This is a genomic window from Mycobacterium sp., from assembly GCF_035653355.1.
Lineage (GTDB): Bacteria > Actinomycetota > Actinomycetes > Mycobacteriales > Mycobacteriaceae > Mycobacterium.
Genome location: NZ_DASRBZ010000094.1, coordinates 1 through 2,808 on the forward strand (window position 1 = coordinate 1; position 2,808 = coordinate 2,808).

Genomic DNA, 2,808 nt, shown 5'->3' on the forward strand with positions numbered 1-2,808 from the left:
CTCGCCATTAACCCAAGCGTCAGCGCAGCGACGCGGTCTCCATACACACGGTGCGCTATTGCCGCCGCGAGGAGAGCGGCGCAACTTACGACCCCAGCCGCGCCGGCTGCGCCGACGCTGTGCCGGGCATCGTTCGTGACGAAGGCGCGGATCAGCGCCAACCCGCCCGTGCCGGCCAGCCAGGCGGCGGCGAGCGCACCGGTGACCCGTGCCGCCTGCCGCGTCCACGGTTGACCCACCCCGTCGAGCGTGCGTGCCACCGCCTCCGCCGCATCGTCGAACCGCGGTGCCGGCGGCTCGGCTAGCGAGCGTGTCAGGATAAGTACTGTGCCGTCGTGAATATGCTGCTGCGCCAACGTTTTCGACGCAGACAGTGCCGGGCCACCGACCCGGGATAGCTGGTAGCGGATCCCGTCTGAGTGGGTGACGGGACCGCCCGCGGTTGCGATGATATCCACGATCGACGGGAGGAGCGTCGCGACGGCGACGGCAGCCGGCAAAGCGAGATCGACATTGACGCCGTCGGAGTGCACAGAAACACGGCACAGCCTGGCCATCGTCCCCTTTTCCTTGTCGCTTTTAGCGCCGAGCCGAGACGGTAGTGCGTTGACCGAGCCCGTGCGTTCCGTCATCCACAGCTGACTTGCCCGCGGTTGAGCGCCCGCATACGGTGGCTGCGATTCGGCGGGGGAAGGTCGGCGATGAGCCAGTGCGACACCACATGCACCACGGATTTTGCGCTGGCGCAGCGGCTGCCGCCGCCGACATATACCACCGAAGAGATCGCGGTCGAGGCGCCGCCGCCGCTTGCCGGGCCAGCGCGAAACAGCCTGCTGCTCCGCCTGTTACCGGTCGCGATGGCTGTCGCGACAGCCGGCATGATGGCCGTAGCGTTCAGTTCACGCTCAGCGGTCAGCCGCAATCCGATGTTTCTGGCCTTCCCGGCGATGATGCTGATCTCCGTGGTCGTCACGGCGTTGGCCGGACGTGATGGCCGGCGCACCGCCGAGGTGGACCGCGATCGCGCGGACTACCTGAGCTATTTGGCTGGCCTCCGCGGCTCAGTAAAGAAAAACGCTGCCGCCCAATACTCTTCGTTGATCTGGTGCCATCCTGATCCCGAATCGCTGTGGACGATGATCGGCGGCCCGCGGATGTGGGAGCGCCGCCCCGCCGACGCCGACTTCTGTCAGGTGCGCATCGGTACCGCAGTCCAGCCGCTCGCCAGCCGGTTGGTGGCGTCGGACAGGTCATCGGATCGAATGGATCCGGTCACCGCGAGCGCGTTGCACCGCTTCTTGCAGCTGCATTCCACGATTCCGTCGGCGCCAGTGTCGATCCCGCTATCCCGAACGGCAACCGTGACAATCGACGGCGACCCGGCTTGCGCACGCGCACTGCTGCGCGCAGCGATCTGCCAACTCGCCGTACTGCATGCCCCCGATCAGCTGTTGATAGCGGCCGCAGTCAGCGACACCAATTACTGCCACTGGGAGTGGCTCAAGTGGTTGCCGCACAATCAGCATCCTGGCGCCAGCGATGAGGCGGGCCCTGCCCGCTTGCTGTATCGGAGCCTGGCTGAACTCGAGGCTGCGCTAGGCGACCTGGGTGGCGAACCGCTAGTGGTGGCCGTCGTCGACGGCGATATCGACGGCGGCACGGCAACAGCCGGGTTGACGGTCCTCAGGGTGGGCGCGGGCGGTAAGGATGCCGGGCAGGTCAGCTTGTCTCTCAGCGCCACGCAGGTCCGCGTGTGCGGCGCCGATCGACAGGAAGTGGTCGCCCGCCCCGATCAGCTCGAAGCCGCCGACGCGCTGATGTGCGCCCGGCGGCTCTCCGCATACCGCCTCGACCGATCCAATGGAGATCATGCGCGGGCGGGCGGACCGTGCTGGCACCATCTGCTAGGCATCGATGACATCTTCGACTTCGACCCTCCGGCCCGTTGGCACACCTTGAACTACCGGGACCGGCTTCGTGTCCCGATCGGAACTAGGGTCGACGGCGCACCGGTGGAACTCGACATCAAGGAGGCCGCCGAACACGGCATGGGCCCGCATGGGCTGTGTATCGGCGCTACCGGTTCCGGCAAGTCGGAATTGCTTCGCACCGTTGCGCTCGGTATGTTGGCCCGGCACTCGCCGGACGTGCTGAACCTCGTCCTCATCGACTTCAAGGGCGGCGCAACCTTTCTCGGCCTGGAACGCGCTCCGCATGTCGCCGCCGTCATCACCAACCTCTCCGAGGAGGCGCCGCTGGTTGCCCGGATGAGCGACGCGCTGGCCGGCGAGATCAACCGGCGCCAACAGATACTCAGGAGGGCGGGCAACCTCGTCAGCGTCGATGCCTATGAACATGCCCGCCGTGCAGGCGCACAATTGCCGGCGCTGCCTGCATTGTTCATCATCGTCGACGAATATTCCGAGTTGCTGCGCCAGCACCCCGATTTCGCCGAAACGTTCGCCGCGATCGGCCGTCTGGGCCGATCTTTGGGAATGCATCTCTTGCTGGCCAGTCAGCGGCTCGACGAGGGTCGGCTGCGCGGACTGGAATCTCACCTGTCGTATCGAATATGCCTGAAAACGCTGTCCGCCAGCGAGTCCCGAGTTGTGCTCGGAAAGCCGGATGCTTTCGACTTGCCCAACACGCCCGGCGCCGGCTTCCTGCAAACAGGAAGCGCCGAGTCGATCCGATTCCAGACGGCCTTTGTGTCCGGCCCGTGTCCGTCGGGCACTCTGCAGCGCGAATCCAGTGACGGCGCAGGGGTACCCGTCGTCCGCGTGTTCACTGCTGCGCCGACGGGACCGG

General features: G+C 66.3%; 2 protein-coding genes. One reads left to right on the forward strand and one right to left on the reverse strand.

Annotation, left to right across the window (positions count from 1 at the left end; all coding sequences use genetic code 11):
• Positions 1-632 (reverse strand): type VII secretion integral membrane protein EccD (eccD, locus tag VFA16_RS03025; protein WP_324966394.1); only part of this gene is annotated, 632 nt, incomplete at its 3' end.
• Between the two features lie 69 nt (positions 633-701).
• Between eccD and eccCa the strand changes: the two genes are divergently transcribed.
• The coding region (eccCa, locus tag VFA16_RS03030; RefSeq protein ID WP_324966395.1) for a type VII secretion protein EccCa at positions 702-2,808 on the forward strand (2,107 nt) is incomplete at its 3' end.